This window comes from Singulisphaera rosea, assembly GCF_054877945.1.
Map to the genome: position 1 here is coordinate 83,583 of NZ_JBTYIP020000031.1, position 25,032 is coordinate 108,614.

Here is a 25,032-nt window from a genome sequence, read left to right on the forward strand (position 1 = left end):
ACGTCTACCGCGGTGCAGGAGTCGCGGAGACCTGTGATGCCCTACCCGTCGGTGACGAGGAGTCCGTGGGCCTCGACGAGCGTCGGTGGCTCGAGTTTCTCGGCGAGGCGGAGGATGACCCGTTCGGGGACGGGGCTCGATCGTCGGGCGTTGCGGGAAAGGATCAGGGGGAGCGGCGGCTCGATGTAGACCATTTCGATGCGGGTGCCGTAGTCGCTGAACAGTTCGAGCCAGCCCCGGCGCGTCTGTCGGAGGAGGTTCGTGGCGTTGAACGCGAACGGCCGTCCCGCCCGCAGATGGACTCGGCATTGTTCGCGGCCCGCCTGACTCACGGCTCCCTGGTCGTCGGTCGGTTCGACGTCCATCTCTCTTCGCAGCTCATCGAGCGAGACGACGGGCAGGTCCGGCCGATGGGCGGCGAGCCATGAGTCCTTGCCGGCGCCCGGGAGGCCCGAGAGCATGGTCACGGTGCAGCGGTAGTCCTCGTGAGGGACGTAGTGCAGGCTTGGGCTTTCCTGGCGGTGGAACAGGAACCGGGCGTGGTCGTTGGCAAACGGATATGGGCGGTCGAAGCAGCCGTTTTCCTCGGCGGCCAGGCGGAAGAGTTGGAGGTTCTCCTCCGGCCGGGTCGTCTCGGCGGTGGTGCGGCCTCGGGTGTCGGCGAGGGCGAACAGGTAGAGGAGTCGGTTGCTCACGAACCACGACAGCGAGGCGACCTCATGCGCCGGCTCGGGCTTCTCCAGCAAGAACGCCGGTCGGCCGTGGAAGCGGACCATCCGGGCGATTTCTTCGCGAGTCGCCAGGTCGCAGCCGAGATTCCGGAGTACCGAACGGGCCAGGTGCTCTCCCTTCACGGCGTGCTTGGGCGAGACGACTCGCCCGGTCGCCGGGTCGACCTGCGAGGTGAGCGCCTTGCCGGCGTCGTGCAAGAGGGCCGTGAAGAGGAGGACGATTCGGTCGTGGTCGCCCAGCAACGGCCATTCTTCCAGCCGCGGGAGTTGGTCGCAGACCATCTTCGTATGGGTCCACACGTCCCCCTCGGCGTGCCAGCCCTCGTCCTGGACGCAGGCGGCCATCGCCAGGGCCCAAGGTTGGTCGACGGCCCACGTCAGGATGTACTCGTGCGAGGATGTTTGGATTTCACGCCAGTTCATGACCAGATGTCCGCCGAATCGTCCAGGCGGTTGGGGATCATCGCCCGGTGTTGCCAGTGCTCGCTCTGCTTGATCTTCTCCACGAACTCGGGCCGCACGACCTTGGCCCGCGCCGTGACGACGCCCCCGGCCTCGGTCCGCAGGTAAAGACCCTCCATCAGGGCGTCGGTCCGTCCCGTGATCGGGTTCTCGAACTCGGACTCGAATCGGGACGGACCGATCAAGCCCGCGAGTTGCTCCCGGTCCAACGCCCCCCGATGGATTACCGGCACGGTCGGGAGCCCGGTCCCTTCCAGCAACATCAGCCGACTTTCCAGATCCAGGAACGTGCCGGTCGCCTTGTCGTACAGGTCGAACTCGAAGAAGTAGTGCGGCAGGCGGTTGTAGAGGACCGAGTGCTTCGCATAGACCCATTCGCCGAAGAGGATGTATCGATCCTCCAGCATCGCCTCCAGGGTCGGACGCTTCACGGCGGCCCACTGCTTGAGGAGGTCGTATTGCGGGTGCATCCCCTCGGTGATCAGGTGGCCTCGCGACTGGAGATTCAAGGCCCCGTCGGCCGAGAAGTGGATGCCGACGTTCGTGCCGTCGATCTTCTCCTCGACGATCAGCGAATCGTCGCCGAGGAACCGGGCCGACTCGGCGTCGTCGAGGTGCTTGTCGTCGTCGGTCCCCCTCGAGCCGAAGAGGTGGGGCGTCCTCGGATACTTCACGAACTCGCCGTATGACCGCCCCATGACCGCTGCCCCGACCCGAACCACGAATCCATGACCGTACGATCGGTGAGAGACATCCCTCCTCGTCGTGAGGTTCACGAGAACCCGATATCAGGCTTGAGAAGAGGAGGTTGAAGATCGATCCGCAGATCGACGCAGATGAAATTAAAATTTCAGCGTTTTCATCTGCGTCGATCTGCGTCATCTGAGGATCGATTTGCTTCATGCCCCAATGGATCGTTCCCCGATCTCGGTTCGTCGAAAAAATAGGACCCCGAGAGGTGATGCCTTCTCGGCTCCGACATTGTATCTTTGTTGAATCGAAAGGACCTCGGACCCGGCTCTCCGCCCCGCCTCGCCCTGCTCGCCGGAGGGATGGCCAGCATGACCGCACGGACCCCGACTCCCTGCCCTACTCGGCGGCACCAGCCCCGACGATCGTTTCGTCTCTTTCATTTAAGAACGATGTGGTGCTTCGTCGCCTTTGCTGTCTCCTCACGGGGGTGGCTTGGTGCGGCGGAGCCCGTCGACTATCTCCGGCAGGTCAAGCCGGTCTTGAAGGAACGTTGCCAGGCGTGCCACGGGGCGCTCAAGCAGAAGGCCGGCCTGCGGCTCGACACCGGTGAAGCCATCCGCCAAGGGGGTGACAGCGGGCCGGCCGCGGTCGCGGGCGAGCTCGAGGAGAGCCCGTTGCTCGAGCGCGTTGTGGAGACCGACCCCAAGCTCCGGATGCCTCCCGAAGGGTCGCCCCTGACCGCGGAGCAAGTCGCGTCCTTGCGGGCCTGGATCGAACAGGGGGCCGCTTCGCCAGCGGGCGAGGTCCCCGAGGCCGACCCGCGTCGGCATTGGGCCTTCCTGCCCCCGACCCGACCGACACCCCCCGCGGAGGCCGGGAAGGACTGGGCGCGGAACCCGATCGACCGCTTCGTCGCGCGGGAGCACGAACGGCGAGGACTCACCCCACTGGCCCCCGCGAACCCCCAGGCGTTGCTGCGCCGGGTGTACCTCGACCTCGTCGGACTGCCCCCGAGCCGTGAGGAACTGCTCGAGTTCCTCCGTGATCCTTCGGACGTCGCTTATGCGAAGGTCGTCGACCGGCTCCTGGGCAGCCCGCAATACGGCGAGCGCTGGGCGAGGCACTGGATGGATGTCTGGCGGTACAGCGATTGGTACGGCCGCCGCTCGGTCCCGGACGTGACCAACAGCTATGCCCAGATCTGGCGTTGGCGCGACTGGATCGTCCGCTCGCTGAACGCCGACAAGGGCTATGACCGCATGGTCCAGGAGATGCTCGCCGCCGACGAGCTGTCGCCCGGCGACCCTGAGAACCTCGTGGCCACGGGCTTCGTCGTCCGCAATTGGTATCGCTGGAATTATAACTCCTGGATGAAGGACAACGTCGAGCACACGGCGAAGGCGTTCCTCGGCCTGACGGTCAACTGCGCCCACTGCCACGACCACAAGTACGACCCGATCACCCAGGAAGATTACTTCCGGATCCGCGCCTGCTTCGAGCCGCTCGAGCTGCGTCACGAGAAGGTCCCGGGCGAGCCCGACCCGGGCCAGTTCCCGAAGTACGACTACGGCAAGTCCTACCCGCCGATCACCTCGGGGATGGTCCGGGTGTTCGACGAGACGCTCGACGCCAAGACGTTCCTCTACACCCGAGGCGAGTCGCGCAACGTTGTGGCGGGCCGACCGCCGATCCCGCCCGGTGCGCCGGCGTTCCTCGGCGGGGCCGACCTCCCGATCGAGCCCGTCAGCCTCCCGGTCGAGTCGTATTATCCGGGGTTCCTCCCCTCGGCCCAGCGCGAGGCGATCGCCCGCGAAGAGGCCGCTGTCTCGTCGGCGATTCAAGCCTGGGATAAGTCGCGCGGTCCGTTCCTCGCCTCAGCGAAGACGGCGATCTCGACCTTCGGCCGTCGAGCCACAGCCCTTCATTTCGGCGGCTCGAAGATCGACGCCTCCAAGGCGTTCGACGACCTGGAAGTCGCCTGGATCAACCTCCGGGCCGACGAAGCCCAACTCGCGGCGGCTCGCGCCAAGCTGGGCGCCGTCCAGGTTCGGGTCGCTGCCGACGACGTACGCTACGGCAGAACGCCCGGCGATCCCCAGGCCCGAGCGCGCGAGGCGTCGCAAGCGGAACGGCTGTCCGCCGCCGCGCAGGCGTCGGCGAGCCTCGCCTCGGCCGATAAGGCAAGACTCCAGGCGAGCCGGAAAGCTCGAACCAACCCGAAGGCCCGGGACGAGGTGGCCAAGGCCGACGCGCAGATCACCGAGGCGCGCAAGGCCCTCGACGCCGCACGTTCGGCCCTGGCGAAGGAGTCGACGGAGTATGCTTCCTTCGGCCCCGTGTTCCCCGCAAAGAGCACCGGGCGCCGGCTGGCCCTGGCCCGCTGGATCACTGACCGGAAGAACCCCTTGGCGGCCCGGGTCGCCGTGAACCACCTCTGGAACTGGCACTTCGGCCGGCCGATCGCGGCCACGACCCACGACCTCGGGCGCAACGGGAAGGCCCCCACCCACCCCGAGCTGCTCGACTGGCTCGCGGTCGAGCTGATGGAGCCGACGACGGGCGTGCCCCCGTGGTCGTTGAAGCATCTGCATCGTTTGATTGTCACGAGCGCGACCTACCGCCTCGCCTCGGGCGGGGGCGATTCGACGAGCCAGGCCGCCCGCGCGGCGGACCCACAAGACCTCGCTTACTGGCGGTTCCCCCCGGCCCGCATGGAGGCCGAGGTGGTCCGCGACAGCCTCCTGCACGTCGCCGGCGCGCTCGACCCGGCGGTCGGAGGCGCGGACATCGACTTCGCCCAGGGGCTGACCTCGAGGCGTCGGAGCCTCTACTTCACCCACCACGGCGAGGCTCGGATGCCGTTCCTCGAGCTCTTCGACGCGGCCGACGCCGTCGAATGTTACCGCCGGACGACCTCGGTCGTCCCCCAGCAGGCCCTCGCCCTGACCAACAACGAGTGGCTCCTCTCCCTCAGCAAGTCCCTGGCCGAGCGGCTCTGGTCCGAAGCGCAAGGCTCTGCGACCGCTAGCCCCGACCCGGCCGTCGAGGGGGCGTTCATCACGGCCGCGTTCGAGCAAGTCCTGGCGCGGTCACCGTCCCCCCCCGAGCGGGACCTCTCCGCCGACTTCCTCCGCCGCCAGGCCCGGATGCTCGAGTCGGCCAAGGATGCTTCAGGCCCCTCTCGGGCGCGTCGCGACTTCATCCACGCGCTCTTCAGCCACAATGAGTTCGTGACGATTCGCTGACCTTGCTTCTCTCCCCCTTTTGGCTTTGCCGTCCGCCGGAGACCGTGCGCCATGGCCCGACAACGCCCCGAATCGCGTCGCGAGCGTCCCGGCCCTCCTTGCGGGCGGATCCATCGCCGAGCGTTCCTCTCCGACATCGGCCTCGGCTTCACGGGCCTGGCGCTCGGGTCGATGCTCCATCGCGACGGCGTAGCCCGGGCCGACGCCGGCGCGGGTGCGGAAAGTTCGGGGTCGCCGCCCGACGGCCGACCCCACTTCGCGCCTCGGGCGAAGAACGTGATCTGGATCTTCCTCTCCGGCGGCGTGAGCCACATGGAGACCTGGGACCCGAAGCCGGCGCTCAACCGGCACGCCGGCAAGACCTACGACCAGACCGGCCAGCCCAACCCACTGACCCTGCCCGAATTCCGCGAGCGATCTCGAGCGGTCGTCGGGGGCGAGCGTCGGCACGCCGAGATCTTCCCGCTCCAGGTCGGGTTCAAGAAGCACGGGCAGTCGGGCATCGAGATCAGCGACTGGTGGCCGCACCTGGCGTCCTGCGTCGACGACATCTCTTTCGTCCGCTCGATGTACACGACCGACAACGACCACGCCGCCGAATTCCAGATGCACCACGGGCGGCACAAGCTCGACGAGAAGCAGCCGGTGATCGGCTCGTGGATCAACTACGGGCTGGGCACGCTGAATGAGAACCTGCCCCAGTTCGTCTTCCTCGGCCAATACAAAGACGGCCGGGTCAAGGAGAACTTCTCGGCCGACTATCTCGGCCCCCGTTACGGCGGGATCGAGCTGTCCCTCGACCCCAAGAACCCGCTGCCGTTCGGCACGCGTCCCGGCGACGTCCTCGCCGACGAGCAGCGCAGCGAGTTCGAGTTCGTCGGGGCCCTGAACCGACTCGCCGCCGTCGAATACCCCGACGACGACGCGCTCCGGGCGCGGATCCGCGCCTACGAGCTCGCCTTCCGGATGCAGGCTTCGGTCCCGGAGGTGCTGAATCTGGCCGAGGAGTCGCCCGCGACCCAGTCGCTCTACGGGATCGACAACGAGGCCACCGCCGTCTACGGCCGTCGCCTCCTCGCGGCCCGACGCCTGGTCGAGCGTGGGGTCCGATTCAGCCTGGTCTACCTGAGCGACTACGGCGAGTGGGACTCGCACACCCAACTCCGCAGCCTCCACTCCAAGTCGTGCGCCCGCGTCGACCTGCCGATCGCCGGCCTGCTCAAAGACCTCAAGCAGCGCGGCCTGACCGAAGACACCGTCGTCGTCTGCTGCACCGAGTTCGGCCGCACCCCCGGCCTGGAGATCCCCCTCGGTACCAAGGCCGGCGCCATGGGCCGCGACCATCACCCGCACGGCTTCACCGTCTGGTTCTCCGGCGCCGGGATCAAAGCCGGCCACGTCCAGGGAGCGACCGACGAGCTCGGCTTCCACGCCGTCGAAGACCCCCACTACGTGACCGACATCCACGCGACCCTCCTCCACCTCCTCGGCCTCGACCCCCACCGCCTCGACATCCCCGGCCGCAAACGCCTCGAGATCGACTACGGCCGGCCGATCCGCGGGATCCTGGCCTGAGGGTGGTAGGTCGTTGGCGAGCGACAAAGCCTCGAAGGTAGGTCACAAGCGCGCTCTCGGCTTCGGGAGAGGGGGGAAGGGATCCATGAGAATCTATCCTCGTTACTCGATCGCCGGGTTGATGGGCCTTGTCCTTATCACCTCGCTTGGGCTCACAGCACGCCGCTCGGATTCCGAAATCTGGGCCGCATCGTTCTATCTCCTGACGTACGCGATGCGTGGCCCTGAGGAGGACCTTGCCCCTCGCACTCCAGCAGATAGGCCTGATCTTCCGCGTCGAGGACGGCGTCTGCTCCATCACCTATGAAAATAGTGACCACCCTTCCCGCCTCGTCGATTATCCCTCTTGCTCGGGCATTGTCTCCTGGCCTTGATTGCGAGTGGCCTTGGTGCGCTACTGGGCTTTTCCCTCGCCTCCAGTCGGCGGTTTGTGCATTCGGTGTGAAGTGGTCTTCGAGAGGGGGATTGCGACCCGAAAGGGGGCGGCCTCTCTTGCTGAGGAGGTCGAAGGGTTCGCTTCCTGATCGGGGCCGACGATCCATCCTCGGCCGCCCCTCACGGGGCGGGGAGGACGATTCGGCCGGTTAGAGCGTGTCGAAGTTTGCTGCGGTAGCGTGGATGCCTTGCTTGAGCCGAAGTCGCTGCACCGCCTTGGGGCTCGCCGGGACGGTCATCTTTTTCCCCGGTGGGAGGCTGATGCCAACCAGCGTCGATGGGGACGATCCCGAATCGGTCCCAGGTCCGTCCACCGAGAGCCCCTTCAGCACAAACGGGCTCCGATTCTCAATCCGAATGAAAAAGTGATGGTTGCTTTCCCCGTGACGTGCGAATCGCACATGTATGATTCGGGCGAGCATGCTTTCTGCCCAGGCGTCCACGATCTCGGCAGGGCTGCGCGGGGCTTCCGGGCTGGAGAATCGCGGGATCGAGGCTTGACCGAGGTCAACCCAAGCGACCCCCGCCTCATCCGAGGCGAGGACATGCACCGAGACCGCGGATTTGCGAATCAGGACCCGTGTGGCGAGCGCAGGTCCCGTCGGCTTGGCGGGCACGCCTTCGCGGGGCGTTAGTCCCAGGATCGTCTTTCCCTCCAGGATTTTTCGAAGGTCCATGGCCAGCCTTTGATCCTCGGGCGTGGTCGCGGATATTTCGAAGGAAAGAACACTCGCTTCCGCCGGTTGGCCCGAGCTGTCTCGGGAGCCGAGACGTTCGGCGAGCCGTTGCGCGAGGGCCAGTTCGCGACGGTTGGTCCAGGTTGCGGCGAGCGCCTCCAACCTCGACCAGTCGAGGCCCTGACCTGCATTCCAAAGGACGAGTTGGGCGACGGTCTCCGGGGTTTTTGCTCCGGCCAGCTGCTTGATAAGCTGGCGGAATCCAGGGGTGAGCCCCTCGGCCGTGTCGACGTCCGAGACCTTGAGCGGCTCCCCCTTCCGGGGCATCGCGAGCCCGGAGCTCGAGTCAGGGCCGGAGATGCGAACAAGGGGCGTGGGCAGGTGTCGGGTCTGTCCCGGCCCGATGACCGCGAAGGCCGGCCCGGCCGAAGGAACGGACCGGAATCCGCCTCCGAATCCGCCAGCGGCCCCACCCCCCCCAGGGCCACCGCCCCCAGGGCCACCGCCCACGCCCCCGAGCGCACCGGACGAGTTGAGCGATTGGAAATCCCAACTGTCGCGATCCCCCACGAGGCCCATGATCAATCGCCCCAGCATGAGCATGCCGGCCGAGGCGGGCAGCGTACCCGCCCCGCCTCCCGAACTACCGTTCCCGCCCCCGCCAAACCCTCCGCCTCCAATCCCTCCCCCGCCCTGACCGCCACCCCCAAGGCCACCTCCACCGATGCCACCTCCCCCGCCGAAGCCGCCCCCTCCAAGTCCTCCAAACCCACCACCGCCGAACTGGCCGCTCGCTCCCGAGGCGATCAAGCCGGGGGGCAAGACGACGCGGAGCGCACGTGGCGAGCGGTTCGTGACCGAAAGGACCATTTGCCCTTCTCCCGAGCCTTCCGCCACGACCGCGAGGGTTCCCCGGCTGAGGCCATCGAACAGGTCGACCGCCGCGGGAGACCGCTTCGCCGCCCCCTTCCCGGGTTCAGAAGCCGCCACCGGCTTTACCGGTACGAACGCGGCCAGGACGAAACTCAAGCCGACCATGCCAATCCTTCGCGTGAGCCATCGACGCACAAGACACCTCTCATTCATCAAAGGTTGCGGGGCCGAAGAACGTCGCCGTGGCTCAAGGAGCCAGGCTTATCGACCGCACGGAATCCCACGCCGAATCATCCGGATCTCCCTGGTTTTTCCCTCGAGGGCTGCGAGTGTCCTCGGGCGTGTATTGATCCTCCTCCCGCTCGCGATCGAACGTTAGGAGAGGGAGCGGAGCAGGCCGTCTCGGAGACACGGACTGGAAACCGCCAAGACCGCCGCCACCGCCTCCCAACCCTCCACCCTGTCCGCCGCCCCCGAAGCCGCCACCGCCTCCACCGAGGGCCCCGCCGCCCCCGCCTCCTCCCCGGCCGCCGCTGATCAGGGAGATGGGGATGATGGCCAGGTCGGCGACCGGGTAGACGCGGATTTCGCTCGGGACGTCCCCGGAGTTCTCGTAGGTGATCGTCATCAGGCCGTCCTTGACCGTGTAGGTCAGGCCGAGCTGCTTGAGGATCAGCTTGAGGGTCGTCTTGAGGGGGACGCCTTCGAGGTCGAGGGTGATCGGCGAGGTCATCGTCTTCTCGGCCTCTTGCAGGCCGACGGGGTCGACGTAGATCGGGATGCCCGAGTCGTTCGCGCCCTGGGTCGCCGACTTGATGTACTTGAGGACGTCCTCGAGCGGCGTCTCGTTGGGGAAGGCCATCGAGATGGGCTCGTTGAGCTTCTCGAGGATCGCCTTCGTCTTCGGGTCGCGGTCGAGGAGGTCGACGGCCTTGCCGTACTTCTTGATGCGGTCTTCCGAGATCTTCCGCCAGAGATCGGCGTCGGGATACTCGATCGTGATCGTGTCCGGGAACGGGACCGCGGCGCGGTCGACATCCTGGAACGACTGCATGAAGCGGAACTCCTTGAGCTGCTCGTAGGCCCGCTCCTGGGCGAGGAAGCCCGTGGTCTGGGAGACGAACACGCCTGCGCGGGGGGCCGCATCGTTGGGGACGAGGGCGCGGGCCTTCTGGGCGAGGAGGCGGGCGTCGTAGAACGCGGCGGTCGTCGCGACGATGTCGCCGGTGCCGCCTTTGTAGAGGACGTTGTACTGCCCCTGGGCCATCAGGCTGTCGAACTGGATCATCAGGGTCGAGACGGTCTGGTCATCGCGAGCCAGGAGGTCGAGGGCGCGGGCGTGCTGCTCGGCGGCGGCCTCGAGCCGGAGCCGCTCGGCCTGCTGGGCGACGATCCGCTCCTCGGCCCGGACGGTCGAGAGGAGCTGGGCCTGGATCTCGCGGTCGAGCGAGTTGCGGACCTCGTCGGTGAAGTCGGTCGTCGAGCGGACAAGCGACAGGGCGAGGCGGAGCGTGCTCAGGGCCGCCTCGGGCCGGCCGGCCTCGACGAGGTCACGCGCGGCTTGCTCGCGCTGGCGGATGTCGGCCGTCAACTGCTGCCCCATCACCCTCTGGATCCTGTCCGCTTCTTCGATCGTGGCATGACCCCGTCGCGAGTCGTGGGGCAGCTCCTCCTCGGCTCGGAGCAACGCCAGGCGCGATGCCCCGAGGGCCTCGAGGCCCCGCCGGGCCTCGAGGCCCTCGGGGTCGAGCTCGATGGCCTTGCGGAAGAAACGCTCGGCGTCCTCCACGCTCCGAGCCAACAGGGCTTGGCGTCCCAATTGGGTCAACTGAAGTGACAAGGGGGGGGCGGGTGTCTCAGCCCGCGACCCCGGATGAGCAAGCCCCAGGCCGCACAGCAAGCCGAGGGCGCGGAGTCGCCCTCGTCGCCCGTATTTCATCACGACGAAACTCCTTGAAATAATGAGAAATTGTGGATAGAAACGCCGGCGCGTCCGCGCGAGCACGTCTATGGCCCGAGCGGTCGGGTTTTCGAGGGGGTGTACGTCCCCTTCGGCCAGCCTCGTGATTACGAGGGGCCTCTGATCGGCGCGCAGGGTGAGCGGCCGAAGCCCTGGGCCGGCTACGTTTCGCTCAACGGAAGCGGGATGGGCCGATCCTCAGGCGGACGGGGCGTTCGAGGGCCCGGAGCCGCCGGGGTCAATCTCGCTCTCGAGGGCGGCTTCGATGCGATGGCGGACGTCCGTCGGAAGGAAGAACGGGGCGAGCTTCTCGCTCCCTTCTCCGCGCGCACGGAGTCGACGCAGGATCGCCGCGAGCGAACGCGATTGTCTGCGGAATCGTCTGCATCCCGGGCAATAGAGCTGGTGGGCATTGACCGACCAGACTTCCCAAAGCGGTCGTTGCACTTCCAGCGATTCCACCTCGGATCGCGCGACTTGTTCGCACGAGGCCCAAATCCAGGAGAGGGCATGGATAGCCCGCTCTCTCCGACCGCGATTCTTGGGATTGTCCATGGCTCAGATCCTTTCGGTCACGCGGCGAGCGGGCGTGGCCCAGGCATGCGACGCCGGGCTTTCGGACTTCGCGGTCCGGCCCCGAAACCAATGAATCTCGAGGCAATGCCTGAGGAGGAGCCGGGCGCGATAGAGCCGAACCGAGAGGTTCTCGGGAGAGATCTCCCCATCGCGACAGATCGCTTCCCGGCTCAGGCCTTCCACCTCCAGGCCGAGAAAGACGTCGGCCAGGCGGGGAGGCATGTTGGAAAGGCACGTCCCCAGAACCTCCCAGAATTCCAGACGCTCGTATTCCCGGAGCGGGTCGCCCTTCCAGGCCAGCGGAGGCGTGCGCCAACGGCCACGCCGGTCGAACATCCCCCCCTCGCCCTCCGCCGGGGGATCGCCCGCTCGGGAACGTCGCTCGCGGGCCAGCTCCCGATGTCGATCGGCAATTTTATGTTTGAGTATGGCGATGAGCCATGTGCGGACCGACGACCGTCCCGTGAACGAGGCGCGGGCCCGGAGCGCCTCGAGGAAGGCCTCCTGCACGAGGTCCGAAGCGGCCTCCGGGTCGCGAACGCGCAGGATCGCGAACCGATAGAGGCTGTCCCCATGTCGCTCGACCCAGGCCTCCGGTTCGAGTTCCGATCGGCTTTTCATCACTTGTGAATCATCCTCGATCGTGATCGGAATCGGCGGTTAGAGATCACTTCACCGCTTGACGTTTCATCCCGCCGGTTTATTCGAGGGCGAGTCGAGAGATTCCCTTGCCCTACACGATCAGTCGCGTTCCTCGGGCTGGCCTGACAGGGAAATCTCCCGGCGTTTCTGGGAATCGCTCGGAAAGATGGAGAGGGGCATGGCCCGAGCTCGAAGGGGCAAGGCACTTTGGAGCGCTTCGCGGTTGACTGGCATACGGGCTTGGCGAAGTGGGGACTCGCCGTTCCCTTCTCATCCCGGCGGGGCAAGAGTGCTCCACCTACCCTGCGAACCCCGCGAGCCGCCGGTAAGCGGGGTACTCCTGCACCGCATCGGTGGCGATACATCCGGGAACCGCTCTCAACTTCAACGCGATTGCCGTGCCGCGCCTCGCGAGCCGGTCTTTCGGTCGACGTGACCCCTCTAGCCCGAGTGTCTTGCGTTTTGCTCGGCCGGCGGAACGCGGGCCGTTCTCCCCGGCCTCGGGAAGGAGTCGCCACGATTCGTCGTGGCGGCCACGACGAATCGTGGGTTCTGAAGGGAGCGGCCCGGGCCATCCTTGGACCTGTCGCCCGCATCCCACGAGGCCGGCATCGCGCGGGAACGACCGCGAATTCCCCGGGATTTTTGATAGATCGAGACGGTTCGGACGACCAATCTCGCGGTGATGGCCGGGAATCGGCCGCCCTTGTCGACGCCCCTTCGGGGCGACGCCCAAAACTGCCCGAAAGGAGTCAGCCAAGATGAATCGTCTCAACCGCGCAGGGATTCGATCGATGACCTTCGCCTTCCTGATGGCGTTCGTGATCGAGGCGCCTGCGTCCGCCGATTCCATCCGGATTTCGGTGACGAACGACCAACCCTCGGGCGGGTTCGCCATCTCGCCCGTTTGGTTTGGTGTGCAGAGCGGTGGCACATCGACGTTCACGCCCTCCGTGGCCGCCTCGGCATCCCTCCAGGCGCTCGCCGAATTGGGGGATTCCTCGAAGCTGGCGACCGCATTCGACGGCCGGGGGCCTCAGGGAGTCGCGGGTACGACGCCACTGACGCCGGGCGCCTCAGCCTCAACGATCCTCGACGTGGCCGACCCGGCGAGTCACCCCTATCTCAATTTTGCCGCCATGGTCGTCCCCTCGAACGATTTCTTCTTCGGAAACGCCGATCCGAAGGGCTTTCGACTGTTCGACGCGAGCGGGCAATTCGTCGGACCTACCACGATCCAGGTCTTCGGGCACAACGCCTGGGACGCGGGGACGGAGGTCGACAACATCCAGTTCGGGGCCGCGTTCATCGCCGGAGAGAACGCCAGCGATCACGTGGCGGCCAGCGGCGTCATCACGCCGGTGTTCGGCGGCCCCACCGACTTGACAGCCTATCTCAACAGCATCCATGGGAAGGCCACTCCGGCCGGTTACGACATCGGGCACGTCATCTCACCGGACGACCTCATCGCCACCATAACGATCACCAGAGTCCCCGAACCCTCGACCTTCGTTTTGTTCGGGATCGGGGTCGTTGCTCTCTTGCATAAGACCTCAAGAAACCGTCTGGGCATCACCCCCCCTTCCACCATGAAATGAAGGCCCCCTCCCGGCGGCCCGCGCATCGCCCTTGCCACCCCGAGATCGGCGACTCCAAGGGGAGATCCACGGCGGATTCTCCTCCGCCCACGAGGTTTGATGCCCCCCGCGAAATCTCGTGGGCCACGGCCCTTGTTCCGACGTGGCGACCCGGCCGCTCGACGGGCCGCGTGGTCGATGTCTAAATCCTTTGATCGCCGCCCGTTAGGGCCGGTGGTCGGGCTCGCGACGACGGGTTGGCATGCGCTTCGCTTAGGATGAATCGGGATCAGGAATCGTTGGGGAGTCTTTGTCGTGGTCAAGACTCGATTCCTTTTTTATGTTCGAAACAGGAAATGGTAACATGAAAATACGTCATGCTTTGCGGTTCGCGGCCGGGATCCTCGGCCTGACTGCCGCGATCGGTGTGGCGATGGTGATTCCTGGGCGGATCGTCGAGGCGGCCCCGGCCCCCAAGGTCGGCGAAACGGCGCCGGACTTCGAGCTGAGCTCCGTCGCGGGAGAAAAGGTCCGGTTGTCGAAGCTGGCCCTTCGGGGGCCCGTCGTCATGATCGTCCTGCGCGGTTACCCGGGGTATCAGTGCCCGATTTGCAACGGTCAGGTCGGTGAGTTCCTGGGAAGGGCCCGAGAATTCCAGGCGGCGAAGGCGAACGTGGTCCTGATCTACCCCGGCCCGTCCGACGCCCTCAAGCAGCACGCCTCGGAGTTTGTCCGTGGAAAAACGATGCCGGAGAATTTTCATCTCCTTATCGATCCCGACTACACGGTCACCGATCGATACGGGCTGCGCTGGGATGAGCCGCGAGAGACCGCTTATCCGTCGACCTTCGTGATCGGCACGGATCGGGAGGTTCGCTTCGCGAAGATCAGCCGGTCCCACGGTGGTCGTTCGAAAGCGAGCGAGGTCATCGAAGCACTGACGAGATGACCGATGGCCCGGGGTTCCTCCGCGGCTCCGACTCGGCGGGGGCCGCGAGTGCCGGGTTCAAGGGGGGTCATAGCCCCCCGGGTGCCAGGGGTGGCAGCGGAGGACTCGGGCGACGCCCTTGGTAGTGCCTCGGATCAGGCCGTATTTTTGTAAGGCGCCGATCATGTATCGGCTGCAACTGGGCTCGAACCGGCAGACGGGGCCGAAGAGGGCGAGGAGCGGGCTGAGGGTCACCTGGTAGATCCGGATCGCCAGGATCAGGAGGCCGATGAGGGCCCGGGAGGGCCAGGCCCACAAGGACGCCGGGCTCACGTCGAGGCCTTCGCCGCGCGGATGCCGAGCCGGCGGGCGACGGCCTGGGCCAGGCTGGGGAGGGCGTGGTTGGCCTCGGCGAAGGTGAGGTTCGGGCCCCGGGGGACGACGATCAGGTCGACGCCCGCGGGGAGCTCGGCCTTGTTCAGGCGGAATGCCTCGCGGAGGAGACGCTTGACCCGGTTCCGCGCCGCGGCGGATCGGATCTTCTTGCGGCCGACCGAGATGCCCAGCCTGGCGTAGTCGCGACCGTTCTCGGCCCCGTAGACGATGATCGACGGATCGGACGCCGAGCGCTTCCGGTCGAAGGCACGACGGAAGTCCTTGGGGTCGTTGATCCGTTCGTGGGGGCGGAAGGTCGCGGGAGACGTCATGAAGATTCGGGGCCTCGAGAAACGAATTCGGTCGAGTCGGTCCCGGAGTCGGGCTCGGGGCCGAGGTCGGGGAGGCGCACGATCCGGGGCGGGTTGAGACGCTCGCGGATCAACCTCGCCCGGCGATGCACGTGCCAGATCACGAGCAGGCCCAGGGTTGTCAGGGAAACGAGGCCGATGCCGACCAAGCTCGCGACGGCGCGGGCGATCCTCGGCCGCTCGTCCGGATGCTCTTTGAGGATCTGACTCAGCTTGCTCTTGCGAGGTTCAGGCATCGTGCTCGGCTTCGGCCTCCAGCGCCTCGCGGAGCTCCCGTGCGAGCCCGTCGAGTTGCTGGTGAACCTGCGAGAGGTGGTCGCGGAGTTTCAGGATGGCCTCGACGCCGGCCAGGTTGATCCCCAGGTCGCGCTGGAAGCAGAGGATGGTCCAGATCCTCCGGACCTCGGCGGGCCGATAGCCTTCCACGGACCCCTCCTGGACGGACCGGATCAGGCCGTGGGTTTCGTAGCGTACGAGGACCCGGGTGGAAATCCTCAGGTTCTCGGCGACCTGGTCGCGGGGGATGATCGGTTCTGTCATCGGCGGTCAAACGCCCCGATTGCCTCGACTCGATTGCACTCGACTCGATTCGTCCCATCTCGTCAGGAAGGCACCACCCCAGGGGTGTTACCAGATCCCCGCGCGGGGGTTGAGCGGGTTGCGTTCGGCAAACTGAGTGATCAGTTCCCGGCTCTCGTCGTCGATGGACTTGGGCACGACGACCTTGAGGACCAGGAACAGATCGCCTTCGGGCTTCCCGCCGGAGGCGGGGACCCCCTGCCCTTTGAGCCTGAGCTTCTGGCCGCTCGAGCTGCCGGGGGGGATCGTCAGCGACTTCAACCCGTCGAGCGTGGGGACCTCGACCTTGGCCCCCAGGATCGCCTCGGAGACGCTGATCGGCGTCTCGACGGACAGGTTCCGGCCGTCCCTGGTGAAGTAGGGATGCGGCTCGACCTCGACGAGGATGGTCAGGTCCCCGCGCGGGCCCCCCTTCTCTCCCGGCTCGCCCTGGCCTCGGAGCCGGAGCTTGGCCCCGGACTCGATGCCCGGTGGGATCTTGACCACCAGGGTCTCGCGACGGTCGTCCTCGCGTTCGACGTCGATCTTGGTCTCACCGCCCCGGATGGCGGTGAGGAAGGGGATGGAGAGCTCGGCCTCGACGTTCTGGCCGGGCCTCGGCCCGGCGGGGCGCTGGCGTGCTCGGGGACCGGGACCGCCCCCTCGCATCCGACCGATCAGGTCTTCGAAGAGCCCACCGCCGCCGACCCCTTCCGAAACGCCCGCCCCTCCGCCGGACCCGAAGAACTCGCTGAAGTCGAAGTTCTCGTAGCCACCGGGTCCCGCCTGGCGGGCCGCCCACTCCGAGGCCCCGGCGCGGGGACCGGCCGCCGCGCCTCCTTCGAAGGCGGCGTGGCCGAAGCGGTCGTAGAGCGACCGTTTCTCGGGCTCGGAGAGGATGTCGTAGGCTTGCTGGGCTTCCTTGAACTTCGCTTCTGCCGTCTTGTCCCCCGGGTTGACATCCGGGTGGTGCTTCCTCGCCAGGGCCCGATAGGCCTTCTTGATCGCGTCGGCCGAAGCGTCGCGGGCCACCCCAAGCACTTCGTAATAGTCGCGGTCGGGCATGGGCGTCGACGGGCCTCTCGTGCTCGCACTCAACTCGACAGGATGGACGCGGTCGGCAACATCCCGGGCATTCCCTTGGTTAGCGTTATTCTACCTAGACCTCGATGTCTTTCAAGCGAGGCCGGTACCGACTTCGGACGGTTAAGCTCATGGAACGGGAATGTGGTTGAGATCTCTAGGGGCGATCGCCGGGATACCGGGGTTCGACGCTCCCTGGCCATGATCGGCCGCTGGGGAGGCCGAGCGAGGTCGCTTTGAGGCAACATCTAGTGCCTCCTCCTTGATTCCGTTATAATATTTTACCTCTAAAGGGAGTTGTCATCGGTCGCGGCCTTGACTCGAGGTCTTGCCGGCCGACACGGGGAAAAGCTGGGTTCCATCGGCCTCGATGGGGCGGCCGACCGACAGGGCATTGCGGCCCATTTGTGAAGATCGAGGCGGGGCTGGTTCGTCGGCCGGAGTAGACTCAAGGTCGTCGCGACTTGACGCCTGGGGAGGTGTCGCGGTGTCGGCCTCGAGGCTCGCGGCCTGGACTTCCTGTGTCAGTGGGGATCGAATCGCCCCGGCCGGAGATTGGGGATGGCGTGGGGCTAGACTCCGAGGATGAGACGAGACGATGATGGGCCTCGGCACCGGGATGTCACGATCCCTCCCCCTTCCCGCGAACTCGGCTTTTGAAAACATGACGAGAACGAGCTGCCCCGACTTCAATCGATGACGGCGCCCGCCATCACTAGGAATCGATCGACATGAGCGTCAACGTCAAGAACGGCCTCGCGGAGATCCTCACGAAGCACGAGCCGGACCTCCTCGGCGAGTGGATCCGGGAACAGAAGAACGCGAACGTCCGCCGGTTGGGCTCGCTCCAGGATGCCGAGCTTCGGGACCAGTGCAAGGAGTTCCTCGGCCTCTTGCGGACGGCCGTGCAGCAGGGGAATTTCGAGGACATCCAGGGCCCGCAGTGGTCGGGCGTCCGGGAGATGCTCGCGGCCCTCTCGCGGTCGAGGGGGCTCCAGGGCTACAGCCCCTCGGAGACGGCGTCGTTCGTCTTTTCGTTCAAGCCCCCCCTCCTCTCCAAACTCCGGGAGGAATTGGCCAAGGACAGCCAGGGCTTGCTGGACGCGATCCTGATCGTCTCGGGCCTCTTCGACAGGCTCGGACTCTACACGACCGAGGTCTATCAAAAGGCGCGCGAGGAGGTCATCGTCCGACAGCAGCAGGAGATGCTCGAGCTGTCGACGCCGGTCGTCAAGCTTTGGGAGGGGATCCTCGCCCTACCGATGATCGGGACGCTCGATAGCGCCCGCACCCAGGTCGTGATGGAGAGCCTCTTGCAGAAGATCGTGGAGACCGGCTCGGGGATCGCGATCATCGACATCACGGGCGTGCCGACGGTCGACACCCTCACCGCTCAGCACTTGCTCAAGACCGTGACCGCCGCCCGCCTGATGGGGGCCGAGTGCATCATCAGCGGCATCCGCCCGCAGATCGCCCAGACGATCGTCCACCTGGGGGTCGAGCTCGGGGGGGTCATCACGAAGGCTACGCTGGCCGATGCGTTCTCGATCGCCCTCGACCGGACGGGGCGCACGATCGTCCGAGCGACGGCCCGGAACTGAAAGGATCTCCCTTGGAACGCATCCCGATCCTGCGGATGGGCGAATTCCTGATCGTGAGCATTCAGGTGGACATGCACGATCGGCTCGCGATGACCCTCCAAGACGACCTGACGAACCGGATCTCCGAGACGGGCGCCCGCGGCGTGCTGATCGACATCTCGACGCTCGACATGGTCGACTCGTTCATCGGGCGGATGATCAGCAACATCGCCGCCATGTCCCGGATCCTCGACGCCGAGACGGTCGTCGTGGGCATGCAGCCGGCGGTCGCGATCACCCTGGTCGAGCTCGGCCTGACCCTGTCGGGCGTGCGCACGGCGCTGGACGTCGAGAAGGGGATGGACCTCCTCCGGGCCGCGATGCGACGGCGGGTGCAGGAGGGCGACGATGGGCGTGTCGAAGAGTGACACCCTCGAGATCCGGGCCTCCAGCGACGTCGTGCTCGTGCGCCAGGCGGTGCGGAAATGGACCACGGAATTGGGCTTCAGCCTGGTCGACCAGACCAAGATGATCACCGCCGCGAGCGAGCTGGCGAGGAACACGGTCGACTACGGCAAGGGGGGTATCGTGCGGATGGAGATCCTTGAGGAGAGCCCCCGCAAGGGACTTCGGCTCAGCTTCGAGGACCAGGGCCCGGGAATTGCAGATATCGACCTGGCGCTCACCGACGGCTACACGTCGGGCAAGGGGATGGGGATGGGGCTGAGCGGCTCGAGGCGCCTCGTCAACGAGTTCTCGATCGACTCCCGTGTCGGCGAGGGCACCCGCGTGACGATTACGAGGTGGAAGTGACTCCGATCGTCGGCCAGCCCGTCGTCCTGTCCTTCGATGACCCCTCGCAGGTCGGCGAGGCGAGGCGTGCCGCGATGACGTTGGCCGGGAGGCTCGGCTTCGACGAGACGTGGCGCGGCAAGGCCGCACTCGTCACGACCGAGGTCGCGTCGAACCTGGTCAAGCATGCTCGCGAGGGGATGCTGATCTTGCAGGGCCTCGAGCGGGAGGGGGCCTGCGGCTTCGAGGTCCTGGGCCTCGATCGGGGCCCGGGGATGGCCGACGTCGGGCGTTGCCAGGCCGACGGGTACTCGACGGCCGGCTCCTCGGGGACGGGCCTGGGCGCCCTCGCCCGCGTTGCTTCGGCCTTCGAGATCGACTCGCGGCCCGGGGTCGGCACGGCCCTGATGGCCCGGCTCTGGCCGGGCTCGCCAGCCGGGACCTCGCCCTCTTCGGTGATGGAATCGGGCGTCGTCAGCGTCCCGATGCCCGGGGAGGAAGTCTGCGGCGATTCCTGGGCCGTCGCCGAGGAGCCCGAGGTCAGCCAATGGCTCGTGGTCGACGGCCTGGGGCACGGCCCCCAGGCCGCCGAGGCGTCGCTCGAGGCCGTGCAGGCCTTCAAGGAGCATGCCCGCCTCGGCCCGGCCGCCTTCCTTGGCGTCGCCCATACCTCGCTCCGGGGCACGCGCGGGGCCGCCATGGCGATCGCCCGCGTCGACCGGGGACGCGGCGAGGTCCGCTACGCCGGCATCGGCAACATCGCCAGCGTCGTCCTCGACGGGGGACTTGGACGGGGATCCCACATGCTTTCCCAGAACGGGATCGTCGGGCACACGGTTCGCAAGATCCAGGAGTTCGTCTACCCCTGGGCCGCGCATTCCGTGCTGATCATGCACTCCGACGGCCTGGGGTCGCACTGGGGCCTGGATCGTTACCCCGGCCTTGTCGCCCGACACCCGAGCCTGATCGCGGGGACCCTCTTCCGGGACGTTCGGCGCGGTCGGGACGACGTCACGGTCCTCGTGGCCCGAGAGAGGACGGACGCCCCATGAGCTTGCCGCTCCTCACCCTGGAAGTCCGCCTGGAGCCGGACATCGTCCTCGCTCGACAGCGGGCACGCCAGATCGCGGGACTTCTTGGCTTTCCCGCCCTCGACCAGACTCGAATCGCCACCGCGGTCTCGGAGACCGTCCGCAACGCCTTCGAGTTTGCGGGCGGGGGGAAAGTTGAGTTCCAGGTCGAATCCGGGCCGCCTGCCGGCCTCTTGATCCGCGTCCGCGAGCGGGGTCCCGGGGTCAAGGGGCTCGAAATGCTCCCGGGCGGGGCGTACGGATCGTCGCCGGGGTCCGGCCAGGCCGCCCTCGTCACGAAGCGGTTGATGGACCAGTTCGACATCCAGAGCTCGTCGATGTCGGGCGGGGCCGTGGTCTCGATGATGAAGCGGCTGCCAAAGCGGATGGCCCCGCTTACTGCGAAGGAATTGTCCCGGATCTCCGACGAGCTCGCGAAGCAGGCGCCCCGGGGACTCCTCGAGGAACTCCAGCAGCAAAATCAGGAGCTCCTCCGGACCTTGCAGGAGCTCCGCGAAAGCCAGGCGGAAATCGCCCACCTCCACACCCGTGAGCTCGAGGAGACGAATCGTGGCGTGGTGGCCCTCTATACCGAGCTCGATGACAACGCGAAGGCTCTGAAGCGGATCTCGGACCTGAAGTCCCGCTTCCTCTCGAACATGAGCCACGAGTTCCGCTCGCCGCTCAACACGATCCTCAGCCTCAGCGGGTTCCTCATCGATCGGGTCGACGGCGAGCTGACGGCCGAGCAGGAGAAGCAGGTCTACTTCATCCGCAAGGCGGCCGAGAGCCTCGCGGGGCTGGTCAACGACCTGCTCGACCTGGCGAAGGTCGAGGCCGGAAAGGCCGTCGTCCGGCCCGAGTCGTTCGAGGTCGCCACGCTCTTCGACGTCCTCCGCGGGACGACCCGACCGTTGCTCGCCCAGAGGCCGATCACGCTCATTTTCGAAGACCCCGTCGGCTTCTCGACGCTCCGCACCGACGAGGCGAAATTGACCCAGATCCTCCGGAACTTCCTCTCCAACGCGGTGAAATACACCGAGCGGGGGGAGATCCGCGTCTCTGCGACCACCGGGGCCGGCGACACGGTCATCTTCTCCGTGACCGACACCGGGATCGGGATCGCCCCGGAGGACCGGGCCCGGGTCTTCGAGGAGTTCGGGCAGGTCGAGGGGCCGATCCAGGGTCGCATCAAGGGAACGGGCCTCGGCCTCCCCCTCTCCCGCAAGCTCGCCGAGCTGCTCGGGGGGACGGTCTCCCTCCGGAGCGAGCCCGGCGTCGGCTCGACGTTCTTCGTCCTCCTCCCACGCCACTTCCGCCCCGACCAGGAAGGCGAGCCTTCGCCCGAAGGTCCCGAGTCGCTCGACCCGGCACGCTCCCCGGTGCTAGTGGTCGAGGACGATCCCATGGACCTCTTGCTCTACGAGAAAGGCCTGGAGGGCTCGGGCTTTCAGGTCCTCCCCGCCCGGACCCTCGACCAGGCCCGCCTTATGCTGAGGAAGTTCAGGCCGGTGGCCGTCGTCCTGGACATTATCCTCGAGGCCGAGAGCGGCTGGACGCTGCTCACCGAGATGAAGTGCTCGGACGCGTTGAAGGATATCCCGGTGCTCGTGCTCACATCGGTCGATGGAGAGGAGCGAGCCTTGGCCCTCGGGGCCGACGAATTCTGCCTCAAGCCCATCGACCCCGCCTGGCTCCTCGAGAAGCTCGAGACGCTCGAGGGCCGCGGCCCCGTCGAGACAGTCCTGATTGTCGACGACGAGGAGGGACAACGATACGTGCTCAGGGAACTCTTGTCCCGTCAAGGACGGTTTGACATCATCGAAGCATCCGACGGCCGTCAGGGCCTGGATCTCGCGCGCGAGGCCCATCCCGGCGTGATCTTCCTCGACCTCGTCATGCCCGACATGACCGGTTTCGAGGTCCTGGAGCGGCTAAAGTCCGACCCGGTTACCAAGGATATCCCCGTCATCATCAACTCGTCGAAGACTCTCGAGGACGGCGAACTCGGCCGGCTCCACGCGGACTCGGCGGCGATCCTCTCCAAAGGAGCTGGCACGCAAGAAGAAAGGTTCGCAAGGGTCCGCGAAGCCCTGGTGAAGGCCGGCCTGAGCCCGGCCTTGCCGGGGGCGGAGTTGTGATATGCACGAGTCATTGCCAATCACCACCATCCTTCTCGTGGACGACGACGAAGGGAAGCGTTACTCCGTGGCGAAGATCCTCAAGCGGGCCAAGTTCCAGGTCCGCGAGGTGGCTACGGGCGCCGAGGCGCTGGTGCGCGCGGCCGAGAAGCCCGACCTGATCATCCTCGACGTCAAGCTTCCGGACATCAGCGGTTTCGAGGTATGCCGTCGGATCAAGGCGGACCCCGCGACCGCCACGATCCCCGTGCTCCACCTCTCGACCACGTTCGTGGAGATCGAGGACAAGGTCCACGGACTCGAAGGGGGGGCGGACGGCTACCTGACCGACGTCCTCGAGCCGCTCGAGCTGATCGCCACCGTGAACGCCCTGCTCCGCGCCCGGAGGGCCGAGGAGGCCGCTCAGCTCACGGCCAAGCAGTGGCAGGTCACGTTCGACGCCGTCAGCGACGGAGTGCTCCTGCTCGACCGTCGCGAGAGCGTCCTCCAGATCAACCAGGCGATGGAGCGGATGCTCGGCGTCTCCTGGAACGAGGTCGTCGGGAGGACCTTTCACGACCTCTTCGAGATCGTCTCCGACCGCGAAGGCTCTCCGTTCGCGAGGATGCTCGGGTCCCACGCCCGCGAGGTCGTCGAGCTGTTGCGCGGGGACCGCTGGCTCCACGTCGCCGTCGACCCGGTCCGGGGCGGGGATAGCGTCGTCAGCGGGGCGCTCTGCATCGTCTCCGACATCACCGACCGCCGGAGGCTTGAACAGGAGCTCCGGCTCCGTGCCGACGAGCTCGCGGTCGCGGATCGTCGCAAGGATGAGTTCCTCGCGATGCTCGCCCACGAGCTGCGCAACCCCCTGGCGCCGATCATGAATTCCCTGGAGGAGATCCGCCTCGAGGGGAGCGACACGCCGCCGATCGGGCAGGCGCTCGACATCGCCGGCCGACAGGTTCGGCACATGTCCCGGCTCCTCGACGACCTCCTCGACGTCGCCCGGTTCACCAAGGGCAAGATCCAGCTCCGCAGCGGGCCGGTCGAGATCGCCGCGGTCGTTTCCCACGCCGTCGAGACCGCCCGGCCGGTCATCGAGTCGGGGGGCCACCACCTCGAGGTCTCGCTCCCCAACGAGCCGATCCACCTGATCGGCGACCCGACCCGGCTCGAGCAGGTCGTCTCCAATCTCCTCAACAACGCCGCCAAGTACACCGAGCGGGGGGGGCGGATCACCCTGACGGTCAGCCTCGAGGAGGGTGAGGTCGTGCTCCGCGTCCGGGACACCGGCGTCGGCCTCACCCCCGAGATGCTCGCCCGAGTCTTCGACCTCTTCTCCCAGGCCGACCTCTCCCTCGACCGCGCGCAAGGGGGCCTTGGGATCGGCCTGACCCTGGTGCGCAGCCTCGTCGAGATGCACGGCGGGCGCGTCTCGGTCCGGAGCGAAGGGCTAGGAAAAGGCAGCGAGTTCATCGTGCGGCTCCCCCTGCCCGCCGAGCCCTTGACGATCGCTCCTCCGTCCATGTCAGCCCCCGCCTCGCCGCCCTGCTCGAGGCACGTGCTCGTGGTCGACGACCACAGAGACTCGGCGCTCAGCCTCTCTCGGGTCCTGCGGCTTTGGGGTCATCAGACCACCGTCCGCCACGATGGCCCCTCGGCGATCGAGGAGGCGTGCGCGAGCGCCTTCGATGTGATCCTCCTCGACATCGGGCTCCCGGGAATGGACGGCTTCCAGGTTGCCGAGGCCTTGCGGGCCCGTCCGCAGTCCGGAGACGAAGAGCCGGTGCTCGTCGCCCTGACCGGCTACGGCCAGGAGGAAGACCAACGTCGGTCCCGCGAGGCCGGGTTCGACCTCCACCTGGTCAAGCCCGTGGACCTCGACCTGCTGAAGCGCGTCCTCGACGACCCTCGGGCGAACCGGCACGATTGAGACCCGTCTCGGGCTGGGCTCGCCCTTCTTCGATCATCGTCAGGGCGGCGACAGGGCCACCGCCGGTGCCGGCACTCGCCGACGATGGACGGGGATGCTAAAATCGTTTGAGGTTGCCCGGACGTGTGGCGCGGCCTTTTTCCTACGGACCTTGGGGGCGTCGGCTTTCCCTTGACGAGCCAGCCGCTGATCATTCACGAGCGGTTGGGGAACTGGGCCCGGCAGTTGCGGCCCAGGCTCTCGGCGTGGCCGATCCGGGTGGTCGAGTCGCGGTCGACGGCGGACCTGGAAGGGGCCCTGGCGGGGACGGCGTTCCCGATCGTGGTGTTCGACCTGGCGCGCCGACCTCGGGCGGGGCTCGAAGACCTCGACCGTGCCATGCGGGCTTCGCCCCGGGCGCTGGCATTGGTGCTCGACCCGGGCGACCACGAAGGGGTGGCCCCCCTGGCCCGGGAGCTTGGCGCCACGCTGGTGCTCTCCGGAGTCGCCACCCCCCCGGCCGTCGCGCGGTTGGTCGCCCGATGGATCCCGCTGGCCCTGCGACGGGCCGAGGCCGACGGCTGGTCGATCGCCCGGAAGCCCGAGCCCGAGTCCGAGCCCTGGAACTGGCTGGCCCCCCACCTCGTCGCCGACCGGCCCGGACCTGGCCGAACCCCGCGACCCTGACGGGCGGACGATCGACCACCATCAATGGGCCGCCTTCGATCGGTCGGACGGGCGGCCCCCTCCCCTTGACCCCCACGCGAACGCGAAGACACGCTCGCCCGAGGAACTTC

The 25,032-nt window shown here is 67.0% G+C and carries 22 protein-coding genes; 11 read left to right on the plus strand and 11 right to left on the minus strand.

Annotation, left to right across the window (positions count from 1 at the left end; all coding sequences use genetic code 11):
• Positions 1-41: 41 nt before the first annotated feature.
• Both ACYOEI_RS33995 and ACYOEI_RS34000 read right to left on the minus strand, forming a co-directional pair.
• Positions 42-1,154, minus strand: a complete 1,113-nt coding sequence (locus ACYOEI_RS33995; protein ID WP_462854582.1) for an AAA family ATPase — start codon at positions 1,152-1,154, stop codon at positions 42-44.
• Entirely contained in the window at positions 1,151-1,891 is a 741-nt protein-coding gene (locus tag ACYOEI_RS34000; RefSeq protein WP_462854584.1) for an RNA ligase family protein, read from the minus strand. The genes ACYOEI_RS33995 and ACYOEI_RS34000 overlap by 4 nt, the downstream gene beginning before the upstream one ends.
• Positions 1,892-2,335: 444 nt before the next feature.
• Here ACYOEI_RS34000 and ACYOEI_RS34005 point away from each other — a divergent pair, with 444 nt between their 5' ends.
• Both ACYOEI_RS34005 and ACYOEI_RS34010 read left to right on the plus strand, forming a co-directional pair.
• The gene (locus tag ACYOEI_RS34005) at positions 2,336-5,131 is read left to right on the plus strand and encodes a PSD1 and planctomycete cytochrome C domain-containing protein (RefSeq protein WP_462854585.1); all 2,796 of its coding nucleotides are present in this window, start codon (positions 2,336-2,338) and stop codon (positions 5,129-5,131) included.
• Positions 5,132-5,182: 51 nt separating this feature from the next.
• Positions 5,183-6,706: a DUF1501 domain-containing protein gene (locus ACYOEI_RS34010; protein WP_462854586.1), complete on the plus strand. Its 1,524-nt coding sequence runs from the start codon at positions 5,183-5,185 to the stop codon at positions 6,704-6,706.
• A gap of 584 nt (positions 6,707-7,290) precedes the next feature.
• Here the strand turns inward: ACYOEI_RS34010 and ACYOEI_RS34015 are convergent.
• From ACYOEI_RS34015 to ACYOEI_RS34030, 4 genes are all read right to left on the minus strand, one after another.
• Positions 7,291-8,856 carry a hypothetical protein gene (locus ACYOEI_RS34015; RefSeq protein ID WP_462854587.1) on the minus strand — a complete coding sequence of 522 codons (1,566 nt, stop codon included), beginning with the start codon at positions 8,854-8,856 and terminating at the stop codon, positions 7,291-7,293.
• Between the two features lie 82 nt (positions 8,857-8,938).
• On the minus strand, positions 8,939-10,630 hold the full coding sequence (locus tag ACYOEI_RS34020; protein ID WP_462854588.1) for a hypothetical protein: 1,692 nt from the start codon (positions 10,628-10,630) through the stop codon (positions 8,939-8,941).
• A gap of 219 nt (positions 10,631-10,849) precedes the next feature.
• Positions 10,850-11,206, minus strand: a complete 357-nt coding sequence (locus tag ACYOEI_RS34025; protein ID WP_462854590.1) for a hypothetical protein — start codon at positions 11,204-11,206, stop codon at positions 10,850-10,852.
• Between the two features lie 3 nt (positions 11,207-11,209).
• On the minus strand, positions 11,210-11,848 hold the full coding sequence (locus tag ACYOEI_RS34030; protein ID WP_462854591.1) for a sigma-70 family RNA polymerase sigma factor: 639 nt from the start codon (positions 11,846-11,848) through the stop codon (positions 11,210-11,212).
• A 782-nt stretch (positions 11,849-12,630) separates the two neighbouring features.
• On the opposite strand from ACYOEI_RS34030, the gene ACYOEI_RS34035 reads away from it, so the two are divergent.
• On the plus strand, positions 12,631-13,467 hold the full coding sequence (locus tag ACYOEI_RS34035) for a spondin domain-containing protein (RefSeq protein WP_462854593.1): 837 nt from the start codon (positions 12,631-12,633) through the stop codon (positions 13,465-13,467).
• 343 nt (positions 13,468-13,810) lie between these two features.
• Entirely contained in the window at positions 13,811-14,395 is a 585-nt protein-coding gene (locus tag ACYOEI_RS34040; protein ID WP_462854595.1) for a peroxiredoxin family protein, read from the plus strand.
• 57 nt (positions 14,396-14,452) lie between these two features.
• On the opposite strand, the gene yidD is transcribed toward ACYOEI_RS34040, so the two are convergent.
• The 5 genes from yidD to ACYOEI_RS34065 all read right to left on the minus strand — a co-directional run bounded on the left by yidD (position 14,453) and on the right by ACYOEI_RS34065 (position 16,743).
• Positions 14,453-14,707, minus strand: a complete 255-nt coding sequence (yidD, locus tag ACYOEI_RS34045) for a membrane protein insertion efficiency factor YidD (RefSeq protein WP_462854597.1) — start codon at positions 14,705-14,707, stop codon at positions 14,453-14,455.
• Positions 14,704-15,081, minus strand: coding sequence for a ribonuclease P protein component (gene rnpA / locus ACYOEI_RS34050; RefSeq protein ID WP_462854599.1), 378 nt, complete (start codon positions 15,079-15,081; stop codon positions 14,704-14,706). The genes yidD and rnpA overlap by 4 nt, the downstream gene beginning before the upstream one ends.
• On the minus strand, positions 15,078-15,356 hold the full coding sequence (locus tag ACYOEI_RS34055; RefSeq protein WP_462854600.1) for a hypothetical protein: 279 nt from the start codon (positions 15,354-15,356) through the stop codon (positions 15,078-15,080). Before ACYOEI_RS34055 ends, rnpA begins: the two co-directional genes overlap by 4 nt.
• Positions 15,349-15,660: a chaperone modulator CbpM gene (locus ACYOEI_RS34060; RefSeq protein WP_462854602.1), complete on the minus strand. Its 312-nt coding sequence runs from the start codon at positions 15,658-15,660 to the stop codon at positions 15,349-15,351. The genes ACYOEI_RS34055 and ACYOEI_RS34060 overlap by 8 nt, the downstream gene beginning before the upstream one ends.
• Before the next feature lie 87 nt (positions 15,661-15,747).
• A complete protein-coding gene (locus ACYOEI_RS34065; RefSeq protein WP_462854603.1) occupies positions 15,748-16,743 on the minus strand; it encodes a DnaJ C-terminal domain-containing protein in 996 nt (331 codons plus the stop codon).
• A 749-nt stretch (positions 16,744-17,492) separates the two neighbouring features.
• On the opposite strand from ACYOEI_RS34065, the gene ACYOEI_RS34070 reads away from it, so the two are divergent.
• From ACYOEI_RS34070 to ACYOEI_RS34100, 7 genes are all read left to right on the plus strand, one after another.
• Positions 17,493-18,362: an STAS domain-containing protein gene (locus tag ACYOEI_RS34070; protein ID WP_462854605.1), complete on the plus strand. Its 870-nt coding sequence runs from the start codon at positions 17,493-17,495 to the stop codon at positions 18,360-18,362.
• Positions 18,363-18,373: 11 nt separating this feature from the next.
• Positions 18,374-18,769 carry an STAS domain-containing protein gene (locus tag ACYOEI_RS34075; RefSeq protein ID WP_462854607.1) on the plus strand — a complete coding sequence of 132 codons (396 nt, stop codon included), beginning with the start codon at positions 18,374-18,376 and terminating at the stop codon, positions 18,767-18,769.
• Positions 18,750-19,154 (plus strand): anti-sigma regulatory factor, encoded by a 405-nt coding sequence (locus ACYOEI_RS34080; RefSeq protein WP_462854608.1) that lies wholly within the window; start codon positions 18,750-18,752, stop codon positions 19,152-19,154. Before ACYOEI_RS34075 ends, ACYOEI_RS34080 begins: the two co-directional genes overlap by 20 nt.
• The gene (locus ACYOEI_RS34085; protein WP_462854610.1) at positions 19,145-20,185 is read left to right on the plus strand and encodes a SpoIIE family protein phosphatase; all 1,041 of its coding nucleotides are present in this window, start codon (positions 19,145-19,147) and stop codon (positions 20,183-20,185) included. The genes ACYOEI_RS34080 and ACYOEI_RS34085 overlap by 10 nt, the downstream gene beginning before the upstream one ends.
• Positions 20,182-22,344, plus strand: coding sequence for an ATP-binding response regulator (locus ACYOEI_RS34090; RefSeq protein WP_462854611.1), 2,163 nt, complete (start codon positions 20,182-20,184; stop codon positions 22,342-22,344). The genes ACYOEI_RS34085 and ACYOEI_RS34090 overlap by 4 nt, the downstream gene beginning before the upstream one ends.
• 1 nt (position 22,345) lies before the next feature.
• Entirely contained in the window at positions 22,346-24,256 is a 1,911-nt protein-coding gene (locus tag ACYOEI_RS34095; protein ID WP_462854612.1) for a hybrid sensor histidine kinase/response regulator, read from the plus strand.
• A gap of 171 nt (positions 24,257-24,427) precedes the next feature.
• Positions 24,428-24,922: a hypothetical protein gene (locus ACYOEI_RS34100; protein ID WP_462854613.1), complete on the plus strand. Its 495-nt coding sequence runs from the start codon at positions 24,428-24,430 to the stop codon at positions 24,920-24,922.
• Positions 24,923-25,032: the final 110 nt, after the last annotated feature.